Source organism: Paracoccus shandongensis (assembly GCF_017315735.1).
In the GTDB taxonomy this organism is placed as follows: Bacteria; Pseudomonadota; Alphaproteobacteria; order Rhodobacterales; family Rhodobacteraceae; genus Paracoccus; species Paracoccus shandongensis.
On record NZ_JAFLRK010000002.1, the window covers coordinates 166,820 to 185,755 of the forward strand.

Here is an 18,936-nt window from a genome sequence, read left to right on the forward strand (position 1 = left end):
ACCTCGCGACTAACGAAATCTTAAGGCGGCCCATGTCATCAACACCGGGACAAGGGAACCTGACGCTGATTCGAGAGGGGCCGGTTTTGCAAAAATTGCAGGACTATTGGATAGAGCGAAGCTCACAACAGAAAGCCATCCTGGTGGCGGCCTTTCTGACAACCTTTCTGGCCATCGCGGGCTTTGCCTGGGTGGCGAACCGCCCGGCGATGAGCCTGCTTTACGGCGGGCTGGACAGCGCCCAGGCGGGCGAGGTCGTGGCCGGGATCGAACGGGCGGGCGTGGCCTACGAGGTGCGCGGCGATGCGATCTGGGTCGAGGCCGCCAGCCGCGACAAGCTGCGCATGGATCTGGCAGCCCAGGGCCTGCCCGCCGCAGGGGGCGCGGGATACGAGCTGCTGGACGGCATGTCGGGCTTCGGCACCACCTCGCAGATGTTCGACGCCGCTTATTGGCGCGCCAAGGAAGGGGAACTCGCCCGCACCATCCTGGCCCTGCCCAACGTCAAGACCGCGCGGGTCCACCTGGCGATCGAATCGGGCCGGGGATACCGCCGCGACGGGCAGGGCAGCGCCTCGGTCACCATCGGCACGAACGGCCAGGCCGTCAGCCGCGACCAGGCGGCGGCGCTGAAATACCTGATTTCGTCCGGCGTGCCGGGCATGGCGCCCGATGCGGTGACGGTGATCGACACCCAGCACGGCATCGTCGCGGCGGGCGAGGATGAGGCAGGCGCCGACCGCGCCGCCGAGATGAAGCGCAATGTCGAACGCATCCTGGAGCCCCATGTCGGCATCGGCAACGCCATCGTCGAGCTGAACCTGGACGTGGTCACGGAAACCGAGATGCTGACCGAACAGCGCTTCGACCCCGACAGCCGCGCGTTGATTTCCCAGGTGACCGAGGAAACCACCGATCAAAGCAACTCGACCGGCACGGGGGCGGTCACGGCGGCCTCGAACCTGCCGGACGGGGAAAAGGGCCAAGGCGACAAGTCCGAGGCGAACCGCCAGGAAACCCGCCAGCAGGCCAATTACGAGGTGACGCGCGTGACGCGCGAGGTGTCGCGCCAGCCCGGATCGACCCGGCGGCTGACGGTGGCGGTGCTGGTCAACGGCGTGGCCGAGGAGAACGCCCAGGGCGAGGTGCAGATGGTGCCGCGCCAACAGGCCGAACTGGACGTGCTGCGCGAACTGGTGGCATCCGCCGTGGGCTATGACGAGGCGCGGGGCGACCTGATCACCGTCAAGTCGCTGCCCTTCGCGGGCTTGGGCGAGGGGGGCACCACCGCCACGCCGGGCTTTCTGGACCGGCTGGAGCTGAACGGGCTGGCGCGGATCCTGATGATCGGTCTTTTTGCGCTGGCGGTGGTCTTCCTGGTGCTGCGCCCGGTCCTGAAGGGCCGCGCCGCGCGCCCCATGCTGGACGCCAGCCGCCCGGCGCTGGACGCGCCCGCCCTGACCGGCACGGTCCTGCCCGCAACCGAGGTCGTGCCGGAACCCCTGGCCCCCTCTGCGGCCCCCCGCGCGCCCGAACAACTGGCGCTGCCCCCCGGCGATCCGGTCGCGCGGCTGCGGGGCATGATGAAGGAACGCCATGACGAAAGCGTCAAGATCCTGACCGGCTGGATCGACAACAAGGAGAATGCACATTGAGTTTCGCGGTTCTCAAACTCGAATCCTTCAGCGCGGCGGTCGCGGCGCAGGGCGCGGCCCTGACCTTCAGCCGCGAGGCGCTGGACCAGGCCTATGCCGACGGGCTGGCCGACGGCGCCGCCCGCCAATCGGACGAACAGGCCCGCACCCTGAGCGCCGGGCTGGAGCGCCTGGCCCGGGCGCTGGCCAACGACGAGGCGCGCCGGGCCGAACTGCGCCGCGAGGCGGTGGAGGCGCTGGCGCCGGTCCTGGCGCAGATCCTCGACTGCCTGGCGCCGGCGGCCGAATCGCGTCGGCTGGAAGCCGCGCTGACCGCCGAATTGCTGCGCCTGTCGCGCATGGCCCCGCCGTTGCGCGCCTCCATCGCCTGCGGGGCGTCGCTGCGGGCCATGGTGGAGCGTTGCCTGGCCGAATGCGGGCTGGAGGGCATCGATGTCACCGAATCGCAAGCCGAGCGCATCGCCCTGTCGCTGCAGGGCGGGCGGATCGAACTGGAACCGGCGCGCGTGGCCGAGGGCATTCGCGCGCTGATCGCCGAAATCAACGGGTCCAAGCCGGACGGAGACGAGACATCATGGACGCATTGAACCACCTGATCGACACCGACGCCATCCAGGTCGAGGTGACCGTGCGGCTGGGCCGGACCCGCCAGACCGTCGCGCAGCTGTCCGCGCTGCGGCCCGACGACATCCTTCTGCTGGACCAGTCCATCGACGAGGGGGTCGAGATCTGCGTGGGCGACAAGGTCATCGCGCGGGGCGAGCTGACGGCGGACGGCTCGGCCGAGGACCGGCTTTGCGTGCGCATCCTGCCCGCCCCCGGCGCGGCATGATCGGTCGCCTGACGCTGCTGGCGCTGCTGGTCCTGCCGGGCGTGGCCCTGGCGCAGGACGGGCTGGACCAGATCGCGGGCCAGGTGGGGCAGGGACTGGGCCAGGGTCTGGGCCAGAACGCTGTCCTGCTGGTGGGCGCGCTGACGGCGCTGTCGCTGGCGCCGGGCATCGCCATCACCATCACCTGCTTTCCCTTCATCGTCACGGTGCTGTCGATCCTGCGCCAGTCGATCGGGCTGCAATCCTCGCCGCCGAACATGCTGATCGTGGCCCTGGCGATGTTTTTGACCTGGTTCATCATGGACCCGGTCCTGCGCGAGGCCTGGAGCGTCGCGGGCGCCCCCCTGCAGGAGGGAACCATCACCCTGGGCGAGGCGATCCGGCGCGGCATCGTCCCCTTCCAGGACTTCATGGCCGCGCGCACCGACCCCGACACGCTGGCGGGCCTGGCCGAGATCGCGCCGGGCGCGGGCGACCGCAGCGGGCAGCTGTCGGTGCTGATCCCGTCCTTCATGCTGTCCGAAATCCAGCGCGCCTTCGAGATCGGCTTCCTGATCGCGCTGCCCTTCCTGATCATCGACCTGGTGGTGTCCGCCGTGCTGATGGCCATGGGCATGATGATGGTGCCGCCGGTGGTCGTGTCCTTGCCCTTCAAGCTGGCCTTCTTTGTCGCGGTGGACGGCTGGTCGATGATCGCGGGGGCATTGGTGCGCAGCTATCAGTGACGCATCGGGGTTGCATGGGCGGCCCGTTCCGGGGCAGATGCGCGGGGTGGACGCAACGGAAGCCTTGGGCAGATGGGATCACGACCCGAAGAACGGCCCGCCCGGAGCGGCGGGCGATGAGCGTGGCGTTGCGCGACATCGGCGTGACGCTGGCGGGCCGTGTGGTGCTGGACGGGATTTCGGCCCGGCTGGAGGAGCCGCGCGTGGGCATTGTCGGGCGCAACGGCTCGGGCAAGACCACGCTGGCGCGGGTGATCGCCGGGCTGATCGCGCCGGATGCGGGCCAGGCGCGGATCGGCGGGGCCGACATGGCGGCCGACCGCCGCGCGGCCCTGGCAAGTGTCGGAATCATTTTCCAGAACCCCGATCACCAGATCATCTTCCCCACGGTCCTTGAGGAAATCGCCTTCGGCCTGACCCAGCAAGGCCAGCGCCCGCATCAGGCCGAGGCTGCGGCCCGGGCGATGCTGGACCGTTTCGGCAAGGCGCATTGGGCGCCCGCCGCGACCCACAGCCTGTCGCAGGGGCAGAAGCAGCTGTTGTGCCTGATGGCGGTGCTGGCGATGCGGCCCCGGGTGATCGTCATGGACGAGCCCTTCTCGGGCCTCGACATTCCGACGCGGCTGCAACTGATGCGCTATCTGGACGGGATCGCGGCGCAGGTGGTGATGGTCACGCATGATCCAGCCCAGCTTCGCGGCTTTGACCGCATCCTGTGGCTGGAAGGGGGCCGTCTGGTCGCCGACGGCCCGCCGGACGCCGTTCTGCCCCGGTTCGAGACGCAGATGCGGGACTGGGGGGGCCTCGATGATCTCGCTCACCTCGCCGGTTGAAACCTGGGCGCACCGCATCCCGGCGGGGGTCAAGCTGCTGGCGCTGTCGGCCCTGACGGTGGCGCTGTTCCTGACCGACCGGCCGGGGGTGCTGGCCCTGGCCCTGCTGGCGATCCTGGCGCTGTACCTGTCGGCGGGCCTGGCCTTTGCGGGCCAAGGGCTGCGGCACCTGCGGATGCTCTGGCCCTTCCTGCTGCTGATCGCGCTGTGGCACGGGCTGACCGGGCAGGCGCAGGCGGGCGCGGCCATCGCCCTGCGCCTGCTGGCTGCGCTGGCGCTGGCGAATTTCGTGACCATGACCACGCGGCTGACCGACATGATCGCCGTGCTGACATGGCTGCTGGCCCCCCTGCGCCGCCTCGGCCTGCCAACCCGCACCATCGAGCTTGCCATCGCCATGGTCCTGCGCTTTACCCCGATGCTGGTGGAAAACGGCCAGCGGCTGGCCCTGTCCTGGCGCGCCCGGTCGCGTAAGCGGCCCGGCTGGCGGATCGTAGTGCCGATGGCCGCGCTGGCGCTGGACGACGCCGACCACGTGGCCGAGGCCCTGCGCGCGCGCGGCGGCATCCTGAACGACATTCCTGATGGGAGGGACTGAGACGATGGAACGCAACATGACCCGGATCGCGCTGTTCGCGGCGCTGATCGCGGCCCTGGGGCTGATCCCCAGCCTGACGCTGGCCTTCGGCGTGCCGATCACCGCGCAAAGCATGGGCGTCATGCTGGCGGGGGCGATCCTGGGCGCGAAACGCGGCGCGCTGGCGGTCTTGCTGTTCATGGCGCTGGTGGCGCTTGGCCTGCCGCTGCTGGCGGGCGGGCGCGGCGGGTTGGGGGCCTTTGTCGCGCCGACCTCGGGCTTCTTCATCGGCTGGCCGGTCGCGGCCTTTGTCACCGGGCTGATCGTCGAACGCTGGCGGTCGGGTCCGCTGGCGCTGACGGTCACGCTGGCCTCGGTCATCGGCGGGATTGTCGTGATGTATGCCTTCGGCATCGTCGGCATGTCGATCGCGCTGAAGAAGACGCTGGCCGAATGCGCGGCCCTGGTCACGGCCTTCATTCCGGGCGACATCATCAAGGCGGTGCTGACCGGGCTGATCACGCAGGCCCTGGCCCGGTCGCGGCCCGCCAGCATCCTGTCGCGCCCCTGAAGGCGGATTTTTCGGTGAAAGATCAAAGAGTCTTTGACCTGTCACAAGGCAGGGATATGCTTCACGCCGATTGACCGGGGCCGGGATGGGTGGCCGGTCATGGATCATGCCGTCCCCCGGGCAAGTCCCGGCGGGGCGGCGCAATCGGGGGACGACTTATGGACAGACTTGATCGCCGCGGGCTTCTGAAGGGCGCGGGTGCCGCCGCTGGCCTGGCGCTGGCCGCGCCGCTGGTCGCGCGGCCGGGATTCGCCCAAGGCGCGGGCACGCTGAACATCTTCGCCTGGGCGGGCTATCTGAACGACGAGATCCTGGGCGCCTTCGAGAAGGCCACCGGGATCAAGCCGAACTACACGCCCTATGGCACCAACGACGAATTGCTGAACCAGCTGCGTGCCAACAACGGCGCGGGCTTTGACCTGATCTGGCCGACCGTGGACCGGGTGCCGAACTATGTCGAGTTCGGCCTGGTCCAGCCGCTGGACGAATCGAAGATCGAGGTGGCGAAGGTGCTGCCCTCGGCCTGGGAAAACTCGACCACCCTGGGCGCGGTGGTGGACGGAAAGCGCTATCAGGTGCCGACCGACTGGGGCACCGAGGCGGTGGCCTTCGACAAGGACCAGATGCCGCTGGAATACGGCAAGGCCTCCTATGGCGACATCTGGGGTGAATCGGCGGCGGGCAAGGCCACCGTGCGCGCCCATTCCGCGCTGGTGGGCCTTGGCCTGTGGCTGGAGGCCGAGGGCAAGCTGCCCCGCCCGCTGCTGGACGCCTTCAAGACGCCCGAGGCGCAGGTCGAGATCTTCGATGTGATCGTGGCCGAGGCGATTGCGCGCAAGGGCAACATCATCCAGTTCTGGAACAACGAGAACGAGGCCCAGGGCGCCTTCCGCGTCAATGGCGCGGCCATCGGCCAGACCTGGGATTCGACCGCAGCCGCCTTGGTGAAAGAGGGCCTGCCGGTGGGCTTCATCGCGCCCAGGGAAGGCGCGCTGGCCTGGATGGAGGGGCTGTCGATCCCGGCGGGCGCCGCGAACCTGGATGCGGCCTATGCCTTCATCAACTGGTTCCTGACGCCGGAAGCGGGGGCGATGTACACGAACGCGACGGCGATCAACTCGACCGCCGTGGGGTCGGCGGATCTGCTGTCCGATGAAGCCAAGGCCTTCTTCGCCGCCGCCTATCCGGGCGACGCGCTGGACAAGCTGTGGTGGTGGCCGATCCAGGAAAACTGGTATGTGACCAAGCGCAACGAATACCAGGACCGCTTCCTGTCGGCCTGACGACCAACCGGGCAGGGGGCCCAACCCCTGCCCAAGACAACGGGGGATGGATGTCGCATTCGGTGGAACTTGACGGGATCGGGATGCGCTTCGGCACGACGCGCGCGGTCAGCGACGTGTCCTTCACGGTCGGGGCGGGCGAGTTCTTCTCGATCCTCGGCCCCTCGGGCTGCGGCAAGACCACCATCCTGCGGATGATCGCCGGTTTCCTGGAACCGACCGAGGGGCGCGTGCTGATCGGCGGGCGCGATATGCGCGGGCTTGGCCCGAACCAGCGGCCGACCGCGATGATCTTCCAGTCGCTGGCCCTTTTCCCGCTGATGCCGGTCTGGGAAAACATCGCCTTCGGGCTTGAGGCGCGGGGCATGGGCCGCGCGGAACGCCGCAAGCGGGCCGACGACCTGCTGCGCCTGATCGCGCTGGAAGGATACGGCGACCGGATGCCGGGCGAGTTGTCGGGCGGGCAGCGCCAGCGGGTCGCCATCGCCCGCGCGCTGGCCGTCGAACCGGGCGTCCTGCTGCTGGACGAGCCGCTGTCGGCGCTGGACCTCAAGCTGCGCCAGCACATGCGGGCGGAACTGCGCGCGTTGCAGAAACGCACGGGCGTCACCTTCATCTACATCACTCATGACCAGTCCGAGGCGCTGGCCATGTCCGACCGCGTGGCGGTGATGTCGGCGGGCCTCTTGCAACAGGTCGCCACCCCGCGCCAGCTTTATGACAACCCCGCCACGCCCTTCGTCGCCCGCTTCGTGGGCGAGACGAACGCCATCGCGGGCCGGGTCAGCGCCGTGGGCGACGGCATGGCCCGCGTCGATACGGCGCTTGGTCCGCTGCATGGCCGCGCGCAGGGTGCCGTCGCCATCGGCCAGAACGCCACCCTTTATGTCCGCCCCGAGGCGCTGGTGCCCGGCGTTGGCGCCAACACGCTGCGCGCCCGTGTCAGCCGCATGGATTTCGAAGGGGCCTTCGCCCTGGTCCACGGCCAGTTCCCCGATGGGGCGGCCCTGACAGCGGCGGTGCCCTCGACCCGGCTGGCCGATGCGCCCGCGCCGGGAACGGATGCGAGCTTTTCCTTTGCCCCCGATCATGCCGTGGTGCTGGCCGATGCGTGATCTTTACGCGCGCTTCGGCGGCGGGCTGGCGACGATCTTCCTGACGCTGGTGCTGGTCTGGCTGGCGGCGATGGTGCTGGCACCGAACCTGATGATGATCGACTATGCCCTGCGCCCGAACCTGCCGCCCTTGCAGCAGGGCGAGCCGCAGGATGTGCGGTCGCTGGACAATTTCCTGTATCTGGCGAACGAGGGCGTGCATCGCGCGATCTTCCTCAAGACCATCTGGGCCAGCGCGCTGGTGGCGGCCCTGACGCTGGTGGTCTGCTATCCCATCGCCTTCTGGATGGCGCAGCGCGCGACGCCGGCGCAGTTGTCCATCGCGCTGATGCTGGTCATCATCCCCTTCTTCATCAACGAGGTGCTGCGCACGCTGGCCTGGTTCATCCTGCTGGCCTATCGCGGGCCGCTGAACGCGGTCTTGCAGGGGATCGGGCTGATCGACGCGCCCATCCGCTGGCAGGGGAACGGCGGCGTGCTGGCGGGGATGGTCTATGCCTATATCCTGTTCATGCTGCTGCCGATCTACAACGCCATAGAATCGCTGGACAAATCCCAACTTGAGGCCGCGCGCGACCTTGGCGCGGGGACCGTCCGAACCCACCGGCGCGTGGTGATCCCCCATGCCAAGGCGGGCATCGCCACGGGCTGCGTCTTCACCTTCATGCTGGCCGCCGGATCCTATGTCGCGCCCGCGCTGCTGGGGTCGCCGGGAAGCCGCTGGTTCACCGAGATCATCTACAACTGGTTCTTCGAGGGCGGCGACTGGAACCGGGGCGCGGCCTATGCGCTGACGCTGCTGGTGCTGTGCCTGGCCGTGGTGCTGGTCACGCTGCGCGTCTTCCGCGTGAACCTGACGGATGTGGCGAAATGACGGCGGACCGCATCTTCCGGGGTCTGTTCGTCCTCTATCTGCTGGCCTTCGTGGCCTATCTGTTCGCGCCCTTGCTGATCATGGGGGTCGCGGCCTTCAACACCAGCCGCTTTCCGACGGTGATCCCCTGGCAGGGCACCACGCTGGACTGGTTTTCCGCCATGTGGGCGGATGCCGCGATGTGGAAGGCGCTGTGGACATCGGCCATCGTCGCGGTGCTGGTGGTGATCGTGGCGCTGCCGGTGGGCACCGCCGCAGCCCTGGTGCTGACCACGCTGCATTCGCGGGCGCGCAGCTTCGCCTATGCGGTGATGGTGTCCCCCTTGCTGACGCCGGGGGTGGTGATCGGGATTTCCACGCTGATCCTGTGGCGGCAGGTGGGCGTCGGTGGAGGCATCGCGCTGATCGTGGTGGCGCAGACGACCTTCATCATCTGCTATGTCATGCTGATGGTGATGGCGCGGCTGCAACGCTTCGACCGCACGCAAGAGGAAGCGGCCCTTGGCCTTGGCGCATCCCGGCTGATGGTGTTCCGCCGGGTGCTGCTGCCCTTCCTGCGGCCGGCGCTGCTGGCCTCGGGCGGGCTGGCGGTGCTGCAATCGGTTGAAAACTACAACACCACCCTGTTCGTGCGCGGCTTTGAAACGCCGCTGACCGTCTTCATCGCCACCAAGGTCCGCACCGGCCTGACGCCTGCCGTCAACGCCCTGGCGCTGGTCATCATCGCGGCGACGGTGATCGGCGCCGTCGCCTACGAAGTCGCGCGGCGCAGGCAGGTCACAAGGCAGCCGCGTTCCTGATCGGGCTGCGCGACATCTGCGCCACCGCGTCCCGCAGGCGTTTCGCCAAGGGCGACAAGGGGCGGCGCTTCAGGTCCAGCAGGAAATAGGGCGACACGCGGATCGGCCGGGGCGTGGGCAGGATCGTGAAGCCCGCCTTGACCGGCGGCCGGATCAGCAGGTCGGCCACCTCGCGCGAGACCGGGGTGATCGCGTCCGTTTGCGCCAGATAGGCGATGGTCAGCAAAAGCGACGGGCTGTTGACGATGTTGCCGGGTTCCGACAGGCCCACGCTGGCAAAGGCCGCCAGCGTCGCCTCGCGGATGGGCGCGCCGCGCTGCTGCATGATCCATTCCTGCCCCACCAGTTCCGTCAGCGTGACAAGGCGCGCGCGGGCCAGCGGGTGATCGGCCCGCGCCATCAGCGCCACCTTTTCATCCGCCATGGGCAGGATGTTGAAGCTGTCGCTGTCGAATTCCGGCAGGATCCGGCCCAGCACGAAGTCCATGTCACCTGCCGCCAGCTGCATCAGCAACTCGCGCGAGGGCATCACATCGACGGTGATGTCGGCGCCGGGGCTTTCCTCCTTGATGCGGCGGATGGCGCTGACAAGATAGCTGATCGCCGGGCCCGTCACCGCCCCCACCCGCACCGTTCCGGCATAGCCGCCGCGAAGGGCGCGCACGTCGGCCTCGATGCTGGCCATCTCGCGCAGGATCACGCGGGCGCGGCGCAGGACCGTGGTGCCGATCTCGGTCGGCTCCATCCCCTTGGGCTGGCGGTGAAACAGGGGCGCGCCGATCTGGCGTTCGGCCTCGGCCAGCATCCGGGACGCGGCGGGCTGCGTCATGGCCAGCGCCTCGGCGGCAAGCTGCAACTGCCCGTGCAGGGCGACCTCGTGGATCAGCCGAAGCTGGGCGGGCTTGAGCGCGCGAAAGGACATATCAATTCCGGTATGGGGTTTGCCGATTTTATCATTTTACCGGCATGAAGCCCTTGCGCTACATCTTTCTGACCTATGGAGGATGCGCGGCCAGCGGTGCCGCGCCAGGGGAGGATACAAATGACGTTCAGAACCGCTGCGGTTGCGCTGGCGATCGGGGTTTCGTGGCTGGCGACCGGCGCCATGGCCGAAACCATCGGCATCGCGATGCCCACGAAATCGTCGGCCCGCTGGATCGACGACGGCAACAACATGGTCAAGCAGTTGCAGGAAGCGGGATATGACACCGACCTGCAATATGCCGAGGACGACATCCCCAACCAGTTGGCCCAGGTCGAGAACATGATCACCAAGGGCGTGAACGTCCTGGTGATCGCCGCCATCGACGGCACCACCCTGTCGAACGCCCTGGAAAACGCCGCCGCCGCCGACATCAAGGTGATCGCCTATGACCGCCTGATCCGCGGGTCGGAACATGTCGATTATTACGCGACCTTCGACAACTTCAAGGTGGGCGTCCAGCAGGCCACCACGTTGGTCGATGGGTTGAAGGAACGCTTCCCCGACGTGAAGCCCTGGAACGTGGAACTGTTCGGCGGCAGCCCCGACGACAACAACGCCTTCTTCTTCTATGACGGCGCGATGTCGGTCCTCCAGCCGCTGATCGACGACGGGTCCATCGTGATCGGGTCGGGCCAGACCGGCATGGAAACCGTGGGCACGCTGCGTTGGGATCCGGCGGTGGCGCAGGCGCGGATGGACAACCTGCTGTCCTCGAACTATGGCGACAAGCAGGTCCATGGGGTGCTGTCGCCCTATGACGGGCTGTCGATCGGCATCCTGTCGTCGCTGAAGGGCGTGGGCTATGGGTCGGGCGACATGCAGATGCCCATCGTCACCGGCCAGGACGCCGAGGTGCAGTCGGTGAAGTCCATCGAGGCGGGCGAACAGTATTCGACCATCTTCAAGGACACCCGCGAACTGGCCCGCGTCACCGTGGGCATGGTCGATGCCGTCCTGAAGGGGACCGAGCCCGAGATCAACGACACCAAGACCTATGACAACGGCGTCAAGGTCGTGCCGTCCTATCTGCTGGAACCGCTGCCGGTGACCAAGGAAAACTGGCGCGAGGTTCTGGTCGGGTCCGGTTACTATACCGAAGACCAGTTGAAGTGATCCTTACGGGGGCGGGCCGAAGGGTTCCGCCCCCGATCGACCGGCACCTTGGGAGGGGATGGAATGACGAAGCTGCGACAGATGCTGACCGTTGCCGCCATGGCGCTGACGGTTCCCGTGGCCGCGATGGCGGCCGACGCGAAGGTGGGCATCTCGATGCCCGAAAAGGTCACCGCACGCTGGGTCGCGGACGGCGAGAACATGGTCAAGCAGTTCCAGGAGGCCGGCTACCAGACCGACCTGCAATACGCCAACGACGACATTCCGCTGCAGCTGAGCCAGATCGAGAACATGATCACCACGGGCGCCAAGGTGCTGGTGATCGCGGCCCTGGACGGCACGACGCTGTCGAACGCGCTGGAAAACGCCGCCGCGTCCGACATCAAGGTCATCGCCTATGACCGGCTGATCCGCGACACGCCGAACATCGACTATTACGCCACCTTCGACAACTTCAAGGTGGGCGTGATGCAGGGCACCGCGCTGGTCGAAGGCCTGAAGGAACGCTTCCCCGACCAGAAGCCCTGGAACGTCGAACTGTTCGGCGGCAGCCCCGACGACAACAACGCCTATTTCTTCTATGACGGCGCGATGTCGGTTCTGCAGCCCCTGATCGACGCGGGCGATGTCGTGATCCCTTCGGGGCAGACGGGGCTGGACAAGGTGGGCACGCTGCGGTGGGACGCGGCCACGGCGCAGGCGCGGATGGACAACATCCTGTCGGCGAACTACGGCGACAAGCAGGTCCATGGCGTTCTGTCGGCGAATGACGGGCTGGCGCGCGGGATCATCTCGTCCGTGAAAGGCGTGGGCTATGGCTCGGGCGACCTGAAGATGCCGATCATCACCGGGCAGGACGCGGAAATCCCCGGCATCAAGGCGATCATCGACGGCGAGCAGTATTCGACGGTCTTCAAGGACACCCGCGAACTGGCCAAGGTCACGGTCGGCATGGTCAACGCCATGCTGGAGGGCAAGGAGCCCGAGGTGAACGACACCAAGACCTATGACAACGGCGTCAAGGTCGTGCCCTCCTATCTGCTGGAGCCCGTCTCGGTCACCGCGGACAACTGGAAAGAGGTTCTGGTGGATTCGGGTTACTATACCGAAGACCAGCTTAAGTGATGTGCTGCGGCCCCGCCATCCGGGGCCGCATCCCCCAGGGAGGAACAGGATGACGGCCATCCTCGAGATGCAGGGCATCACCAAGACCTTTCCCGGCGTCAAGGCGCTGAGCAACGTGAACCTGTCGGTGCGCGAGGGCGAGATCCACGCGATCTGCGGCGAGAACGGCGCGGGCAAGTCCACGCTGATGAAGGTGCTGTCGGGCGTCTATCCCCATGGCAGCTATGACGGCGAGATCCTTTATGACGGCAAGCCCGCCCGCTTCCGCGACATCCGCGACAGCGAACATGCGGGCATCGTCATCATCCACCAGGAACTGGCGCTGGTCCCGCTGCTGTCGGTGGCCGAGAACCTGTTCCTGGGCAACGAGGTCGCCACCGGCGGCGTGATCAACTGGCCGCTCGCCTATCAGAAGACCGAGGCGCTGTTGCGCAAGGTCGGCCTGACCGAGGCGCCCACGACCCGCGTCGAAAAGCTGGGCGTGGGCAAGCAGCAGCTTGTGGAAATCGCCAAGGCGCTGGCCAAGAACGTGCGCCTGCTGATCCTGGACGAACCCACCGCCGCGTTGCAGGAAAACGACAGCCAGAAGCTGCTGGACCTGATGCTGGAACTGAAGGGCCAGGGCGTCACCCAGATCATCATCAGCCACAAGCTGAACGAAATCCGCCGCGTGGCCGACCGCGTGACCGTGATCCGCGACGGATCCACCGTATCCACGCTGGACCGCAGCGAAATCACCGAGGACCGCATCATCCGCGACATGGTGGGCCGCGACATGGCCCACCGCTACCCCGAACGCACGCCCAGGATCGGCGAGGTGCTGATGGAGGTGCGGAACTGGTCGGTCATGCACCCCGACCAGCCCCGGCAGGTGATCCGCGACGTGTCGATGAACGTCCGCAAGGGCGAGATCGTGGGCATTGCGGGCCTGATGGGGTCGGGGCGCACCGAATTCGCCATGAGCCTGTTCGGCCGCAGCTATGGCCGCGACATCACGGGCGAGGTGACGCTGGCGGGCGGCAAACCGGATCTCTCCACCGTGTCCAAGGCCATCGACGCGGGGCTTGCCTATGTGACCGAGGACCGCAAGGCCCTGGGCCTGATCCTGGACGAGCCGATCCTGCGCAACGTCTCGCTGGCGAACCTGGAAGGCATCGCCAAGGGCTTCGTGCTGTCGCGCGGCCGCGAACAGCAGGTGGCCGAGAAATACCGCGGCGCGATGAACATCCGCACGCCATCGGTGTTCCAGCGGGTCGTGAACCTGTCGGGCGGCAACCAGCAAAAGGTCGTGCTGTCGAAATGGCTGTTCACCGATCCGCAGGTGCTGATCCTCGATGAACCCACGCGCGGCATCGACGTGGGCGCCAAGTTCGAGATCTACAACATCATGAACGACCTCGCCGCCCAGGGGCATGGCGTCGTCATGATCAGTTCGGAAATGCCCGAGCTGCTGGGCATGTGCGACCGCATCTATGTGATGAACGAGGGCCGGATCGCCGGTGAGCTGACCCGGGAACAGGCCAGCCAGGAACGGATCATGGCCCTGATCCTGCAAGACGGAATGAAGGGAAAGGCCGCATGAGCACGGCTGACGCGAACAAGCCCGCAGGGGCAAAGACAGGCATCGGCGCCCATCTGGGCAGCCACCTGCGCGAAAACGGCATGATGCTGGCGCTGGTCGCCATTGTCCTGTTCTTCTTCATCATCGTGCGCGCCGTGCAGGGGGTGGACTTCCTGTCGGCGCAGAACATCACCAACCTGTTCCTGCAGAACAGCTATGTGATCATCATGGCGTTGGGGATGCTCTTGGTGATCGTGGCGGGCCATATCGACCTGTCGGTCGGATCGGTCGCGGCCTTCACCGGGGCTGTGGCCTCCATGCTGCTGGTGAAGATGCAGTTGCCGGTGCTGCTGGTAATCCCGGTGGTGCTGGTCGTGGGCGGGCTGATCGGGGCCGCCCAAGGGTACTGGATCGCCTACTGGCGCATCCCGTCCTTCATCGTGACGCTGGCAGGAATGCTGGTGTTCCGGGGCCTGACGCTGTGGCTGCTGGGCGGCCAGAACATCGGCCCGTTTGAACGCTCGTTCCAGGCGCTCTCGACCGGCTTCATCCCCGACCTGTTCGGCCCCGACAAGCCGAACCTGACCGCGATGCTGCTGGTGGCCCTGGCCGCCGCCGCCATCGTCTGGACCGGCATCCGGGGCCGCGCGCGCGAGGCCGAGTTCGGCATCGCCCCCGAACCCGCGGGCTTCTTCTGGGCGCGCAACGCCGTGGTGGTGGTGGCGCTGCTGTTCGTGGGCTGGAAGTTGGCCAGCTTCCGGGGCCTGCCGAACGTGCTGCTGATCATGTCGGTGCTGATCGTGCTCTATGCCTTTTTCACGGAATCCACGACCACCGGGCGGCGCATCTATGCCCTGGGCGGGAACGAGAAGGCGGCGAAGCTGTCGGGCATCAAGACCGAACGGCTGGTCTTCTTCACCTTCGTGAACATGGGCGTTCTGGCGTCCCTGGCGGGCATGATCGTTACCGCCCGCCTGAACAGCGCCACGCCCAAGGCGGGGGTGGGGTTCGAACTGGACGTGATCGCAGCGGTCTTCATCGGCGGCGCCTCGATGACCGGGGGGTCGGGACGGATCATCGGGGTCGTGGTCGGCGCGCTGATCATGGGCGTGATGAACAACGGCATGTCGATCATGGGCATCGGCATCGACTATCAGCAGGTGATCAAGGGGCTGGTGCTTTTGGCCGCCGTGATCTTCGACGTGTACAACAAGACAAAGCAAGGCTGAACCATGTTCCTGTCGCAACTGAAAAGCCCCGGCGGCGACCGGGCGGTCGCCGCACGCGACAATGACAGCGCCTGGATCGTGCCGGGCGTGCGGTCCACCCGCGATCTGGCAGGGGCCGCCATCGCCGCCGGGCGCGGCTTGAAGGCCGAGCTCACGGCGCGGGGCAGGGGCGATGCCGTCGATCTGGCCGCTGCCCTGGCCCAAGGGCGCATCCTGCTGCCGCTGGATCACGACGACCCGGCGCATCTGCACCTGACGGGCACCGGCCTCACGCATCTGGGCAGCGCCGCCACGCGTAATTCGATGCACGCGAAATCGGATGCGGAATCGTTGACCGACAGCATGAAGATGTTCCGCATGGGTCTTGAAGGCGGCAAGCCGCAGGGCGGGGCCGTGGGCGTGCAGCCCGAATGGTTCTACAAAGGGAACGGCGCCAACGCGGTCGCCCCGGGCGCGGCGCTGGTGTCGCCCGGCTTTGCGCTGGACGCGGGCGAGGAGCCCGAGATCGCGGGCCTTTACCTGATCGGGCCGGACGGCACGCCCTTCCGCCTGGGCTTTGCGCTTGCGAACGAATTTTCCGACCATGTGACCGAACGCGGCAATTACCTGTGGCTCGCCCATTCCAAGCTGCGGCCCGCTAGTTACGGTCCCGAGATGCTGGTGGGCGATCTGCCGCCCCATGTCGAGGGCACCAGCCGGATCCTAAGGGGCGGCCGCGCGATCTGGGAAAAGCCCTTCCTGTCGGGCGAATCCAACATGTCGCATTCGCTGGCGAACCTGGAACACCACCACTTCAAATACGCGCTGTTCCGCCAGCCCGGCGACGTGCATGTGCATTTCTTCGGTACCGCCACCCTGTCCTTTGCCGACGGCATCAAGGCGCAGGCGGGCGATGTGTTCCAGATCGAATCCCCGGCCTTCGGTCTGCCGCTGTCAAACCCGCTGGACCAGCAGAACGGCGAAGCCCTTGTCGCCGTCGCCACCCTTTGAGGCTTCCCATGACGTTCAAACCCGCCCCCTGGCCCCGCCAGCTTCGTTCCCAGCACTGGTATGGCGGCACCTCGCGCGACACGATCTATCATCGTGGCTGGATGAAAAACCAGGGCTGGCCCCATGACCTGTTCGACGGGCGCCCGGTGATCGGCATCCTGAACACCTGGGCCGACCTGACCCCCTGCAACGGCCACCTGCGCGAACTGGCCGAAAAGGTGAAGGCGGGCGTCTGGGAAGCGGGCGGTTTCCCGGTCGAGGTGCCGGTCTTTTCCGCGTCCGAGAACACCTTCCGCCCGACCGCGATGATGTTCCGCAACCTGGCGGCGCTCGCGGTCGAGGAAACCATCCGCGGCCAGCCGATGGACGGCGCCGTCCTGCTGGTCGGCTGCGACAAGACCACGCCGTCGCTGCTGATGGGGGCCGCGTCCTGCGACATCCCATCCATCGTCGTGACCGGCGGGCCGATGCTGAACGGATATTTCCGGGGCGAACGCGTGGGATCGGGCACCCACCTGTGGAAGTTTTCCGAGGCCGTGAAAGCCGGCGAAATGACGCAGGAGGAGTTCCTGGAGGCCGAGGCGTCGATGTCCCGTTCCACCGGCACCTGCAACACCATGGGCACGGCCTCCACCATGGCCTCCATGGCCGAGGCGTTGGGCATGGCGCTGTCGGGCAATGCCGCGATCCCCGCCGTTGACAGCCGCCGCCGCGTCATGGCGCAACTGTCGGGGCGGCGGATCGTGCAGATGGTCAAGGACGACCTGAAGCCCTCGGACATCATGACGCGGGCTGCGTTTGAAAACGCCATCCGCACCAACGGCGCCATCGGCGGGTCCACCAATGCGGTGATCCACCTGCTGGCCATCGCGGGCCGGGTGGGCGTGGACATCACCCTGGACGACTGGGACCGCTGCGGGCGCGACGTGGCGACCATCGTGAACCTGATGCCCTCGGGCCAATACCTGATGGAGGAGTTCTTCTATGCCGGGGGCCTGCCTGTCGTCCTGAAACGGCTGGGCGAGGCCGGGCTTTTGCACAAGGACGCGCTGACCGTCAGCGGCAGCACGATCTGGGACGAGGTCAAGGATGTCGTCAACTGGAACGAGGACGTGATCCTGCCCGCCGACCGTCCGCTGACCGAACATGGCGGCATCGCCGTGCTGCGCGGCAACCTTGCGCCGAACGGGGCGGTGCTGAAGCCGTCCGCCGCCAGCCCGCACCTGCTGGTCCATCGCGGCCGCGCGGTCGTGTTTCAGGACATCGACGACTACAAGGCGCGGATCAACGACGAGGCGCTCGACATCGACGAGACCTGCGTGATGGTGATGAAGAACTGCGGTCCCAAGGGCTATCCCGGCATGGCCGAGGTGGGCAACATGGGCCTGCCGCCCAAGGTCCTGCGCAAGGGCATCACCGACATGGTGCGAATCTCCGACGCCCGCATGTCGGGCACGGCCTATGGCACGGTGGTGCTGCACACCAGCCCCGAAGCTGCTGCCGGCGGCCCGCTTGCCGTGGTCCGCGACGGCGACATGATCGAGCTGGACGTGCCGAACCGGCGGCTGCACCTGGACATTCCCGAAGCGGAACTCGCCGCGCGCCTGGCCGCATGGCGCCCCACGCATGAGGTGCCTGCCAGCGGCTATGCCTGGCTGCACCAGGCGCATGTGGAAGGCGCGGATACCGGGGCGGATCTGGACTTCCTGAAAGGTTGCCGGGGCAATGCGGTCGGGAAGGACAGCCATTGATGAAGATCGCGCTTGTCGGCATCGGGAAGATCGCGCTGGACCAGCACGTCCCCGCGCTGGAGGCCAGCCCCGACTGGGATCTGGCCGCGACCGTCAGCCGCCACGGCAGGGTGGAGGGCGTCGAGTCCTTCACCGACATCGCCGCCATGCTGGACGCGCGGCCCGACATCCCGGTGGTCAGCCTGTGCCTGCCTCCGGTGCCGCGCTTTGACGCGGCCCAGGCGGTGCTGCGCGCGGGCCGCCACCTGATGCTGGAAAAGCCCCCCGGCGCGACCCTGGCCGAGGTTCATGCCCTTTGCGATCTGGCCGAAAAGCAGGGCGTCACGATCTTCGCCACCTGGCATTCTCGCATGGCCATGGCGGTGGCCGCCGCGCGCGACTGGCTGGCGGGCAGGACGGTCCACGAAGGCCGCATCACCTGGCGCGAGGACGTGCGCAAGTGGCACCCCGGCCAGGACTGGATCTTCGAGGCGGGCGGCATGGGCGTCTTCGACCCCGGCATCAACGCCCTGTCCATCCTGACCGCCATCCTGCCAGAACCCGTGCGCCTGCTGTCCGCCGACCTGGATTTCCCGGCGAACCGCCAGGCGCCCATCGCCGCGCGGCTGCGCTTCAGCCAGCAGATCGAAGCGGATTTCGACTTCCGCCAGGAAGGCCCGCAGACCTGGGACATGGAGTTCCAGACCGACGCGGGCGTCATGGCGCTGCGCATGGGCGGCAACCGGCTGGAGATTGGCGGACGCCACGTTCAGGGCGCCGACGACATCATGGGCGAATACCCCGCCCTTTATGCGCGGATGGCGCACCTGGTCGCCGCAGGAAAATCCGACGCGGACCTTGCGCCCATGGTGCTTGTGGCCGATGCCTTCACCCTCGGGCGGCGCAACAGCGTCGCGGAGTTCCATTTCTGAGGATAA

19 protein-coding genes are annotated in these 18,936 nt (G+C 67.3%); 18 read left to right on the forward strand and 1 reads right to left on the reverse strand.

The genetic code is table 11. The features are described from left to right. Positions 1-32 precede the first annotated feature (32 nt). The 11 genes from fliF (at position 33) to JX613_RS03310 (ending at position 9,265) form a co-directional block, all read left to right on the forward strand. On the forward strand, positions 33-1,655 hold the full coding sequence (gene fliF, locus JX613_RS03260; RefSeq protein ID WP_207100020.1) for a flagellar basal-body MS-ring/collar protein FliF: 1,623 nt from the start codon (positions 33-35) through the stop codon (positions 1,653-1,655). Further along, a complete protein-coding gene (locus JX613_RS03265; RefSeq protein ID WP_207100021.1) occupies positions 1,652-2,242 on the forward strand; it encodes a hypothetical protein in 591 nt (196 codons plus the stop codon). Before fliF ends, JX613_RS03265 begins: the two co-directional genes overlap by 4 nt. Then, a complete protein-coding gene (locus tag JX613_RS03270) occupies positions 2,230-2,487 on the forward strand; it encodes a FliM/FliN family flagellar motor C-terminal domain-containing protein (RefSeq protein ID WP_207100022.1) in 258 nt (85 codons plus the stop codon). Before JX613_RS03265 ends, JX613_RS03270 begins: the two co-directional genes overlap by 13 nt. Then, positions 2,484-3,212: a flagellar type III secretion system pore protein FliP gene (gene fliP / locus JX613_RS03275; RefSeq protein WP_207100023.1), complete on the forward strand. Its 729-nt coding sequence runs from the start codon at positions 2,484-2,486 to the stop codon at positions 3,210-3,212. Before JX613_RS03270 ends, fliP begins: the two co-directional genes overlap by 4 nt. 116 nt (positions 3,213-3,328) lie before the next feature. Continuing rightward, the gene (locus tag JX613_RS03280; protein ID WP_207100024.1) at positions 3,329-4,045 is read left to right on the forward strand and encodes an energy-coupling factor ABC transporter ATP-binding protein; all 717 of its coding nucleotides are present in this window, start codon (positions 3,329-3,331) and stop codon (positions 4,043-4,045) included. Then, complete coding sequence (locus JX613_RS03285) at positions 4,020-4,643, forward strand: CbiQ family ECF transporter T component (RefSeq protein ID WP_207100025.1); 624 nt, start codon at positions 4,020-4,022, stop codon at positions 4,641-4,643. Before JX613_RS03280 ends, JX613_RS03285 begins: the two co-directional genes overlap by 26 nt. Before the next feature lie 4 nt (positions 4,644-4,647). After that, complete coding sequence (locus JX613_RS03290; protein WP_207100026.1) at positions 4,648-5,193, forward strand: biotin transporter BioY; 546 nt, start codon at positions 4,648-4,650, stop codon at positions 5,191-5,193. Between the two features lie 158 nt (positions 5,194-5,351). Continuing rightward, positions 5,352-6,476, forward strand: coding sequence for an extracellular solute-binding protein (locus JX613_RS03295; protein ID WP_207100027.1), 1,125 nt, complete (start codon positions 5,352-5,354; stop codon positions 6,474-6,476). A gap of 50 nt (positions 6,477-6,526) precedes the next feature. After that, on the forward strand, positions 6,527-7,591 hold the full coding sequence (locus JX613_RS03300; protein ID WP_207100028.1) for an ABC transporter ATP-binding protein: 1,065 nt from the start codon (positions 6,527-6,529) through the stop codon (positions 7,589-7,591). Then, positions 7,584-8,465: an ABC transporter permease gene (locus JX613_RS03305; protein ID WP_207100029.1), complete on the forward strand. Its 882-nt coding sequence runs from the start codon at positions 7,584-7,586 to the stop codon at positions 8,463-8,465. The genes JX613_RS03300 and JX613_RS03305 overlap by 8 nt, the downstream gene beginning before the upstream one ends. Further along, on the forward strand, positions 8,462-9,265 hold the full coding sequence (locus JX613_RS03310) for an ABC transporter permease (protein WP_207100030.1): 804 nt from the start codon (positions 8,462-8,464) through the stop codon (positions 9,263-9,265). The genes JX613_RS03305 and JX613_RS03310 overlap by 4 nt, the downstream gene beginning before the upstream one ends. Here the strand turns inward: JX613_RS03310 and JX613_RS03315 are convergent. Next, a complete protein-coding gene (locus JX613_RS03315; protein ID WP_207100031.1) occupies positions 9,243-10,187 on the reverse strand; it encodes a LysR family transcriptional regulator in 945 nt (314 codons plus the stop codon). The two genes, JX613_RS03310 and JX613_RS03315, sit on opposite strands and share 23 nt — an antisense overlap. Positions 10,188-10,307: 120 nt before the next feature. Between JX613_RS03315 and chvE (JX613_RS03320) the strand changes: the two genes are divergently transcribed. The 7 genes from chvE (JX613_RS03320) (at position 10,308) to JX613_RS03350 (ending at position 18,930) form a co-directional block, all read left to right on the forward strand. Then, positions 10,308-11,363, forward strand: a complete 1,056-nt coding sequence (gene chvE / locus JX613_RS03320; protein WP_207100032.1) for a multiple monosaccharide ABC transporter substrate-binding protein — start codon at positions 10,308-10,310, stop codon at positions 11,361-11,363. A gap of 63 nt (positions 11,364-11,426) precedes the next feature. After that, positions 11,427-12,488: a multiple monosaccharide ABC transporter substrate-binding protein gene (chvE, locus tag JX613_RS03325; protein WP_207100033.1), complete on the forward strand. Its 1,062-nt coding sequence runs from the start codon at positions 11,427-11,429 to the stop codon at positions 12,486-12,488. Between the two features lie 49 nt (positions 12,489-12,537). Then, positions 12,538-14,070, forward strand: a complete 1,533-nt coding sequence (gene mmsA / locus JX613_RS03330; protein WP_207100034.1) for a multiple monosaccharide ABC transporter ATP-binding protein — start codon at positions 12,538-12,540, stop codon at positions 14,068-14,070. Beyond that, positions 14,067-15,278: a multiple monosaccharide ABC transporter permease gene (gene mmsB, locus JX613_RS03335; protein WP_207100035.1), complete on the forward strand. Its 1,212-nt coding sequence runs from the start codon at positions 14,067-14,069 to the stop codon at positions 15,276-15,278. Before mmsA ends, mmsB begins: the two co-directional genes overlap by 4 nt. Positions 15,279-15,281: 3 nt before the next feature. Then, entirely contained in the window at positions 15,282-16,268 is a 987-nt protein-coding gene (gene araD1, locus JX613_RS03340) for an AraD1 family protein (protein ID WP_207100036.1), read from the forward strand. Between the two features lie 8 nt (positions 16,269-16,276). Continuing rightward, positions 16,277-18,019: an L-arabinonate dehydratase gene (gene araD / locus JX613_RS03345; protein WP_207100037.1), complete on the forward strand. Its 1,743-nt coding sequence runs from the start codon at positions 16,277-16,279 to the stop codon at positions 18,017-18,019. Next, complete coding sequence (locus JX613_RS03350) at positions 18,019-18,930, forward strand: Gfo/Idh/MocA family protein (protein ID WP_207100038.1); 912 nt, start codon at positions 18,019-18,021, stop codon at positions 18,928-18,930. The genes araD and JX613_RS03350 overlap by 1 nt, the downstream gene beginning before the upstream one ends. Positions 18,931-18,936 lie beyond the last annotated feature (6 nt).